This is a genomic window from Streptomyces sp. P17 (genome assembly GCF_032436805.1).
Taxonomy (GTDB): Bacteria; Actinomycetota; Actinomycetes; order Streptomycetales; family Streptomycetaceae; genus Streptomyces.
On the sequence record NZ_JAVRBF010001472.1, the window covers coordinates 1 to 237 of the forward strand.

The window sequence follows — 237 nt, forward strand, 5'->3', positions numbered from 1 at the left end:
GCCGCCGTAGAGGATCGACTTCGGGTCGCTAGAAGCGCTCGGACCGGATGCAGTGGTACCGCCCAGGCCATCCACCAAGCTGTCGCGGAGGAAACAGCCGAAGAAGGCGAACGCCTTGATCATGGTCGGGTGGTTGCCCCAGCCCAGCTCGTTGAACGCCTTGGTCAGCTCAGGGTCGTTGATCGCCTTGACCTCGGTAGTGGCCAGGCCGACGGTTTCGTCGTACTTGGCGCCCAG

At 63.7% G+C, this 237-nt stretch carries 1 protein-coding gene; it reads right to left on the bottom strand.

Translation table 11 applies throughout. The annotated features are described in order from the left end of the window. The coding region (locus RMT89_RS45385) for a hypothetical protein (protein WP_315889592.1) at positions 1-237 on the bottom strand (237 nt) is incomplete at both ends.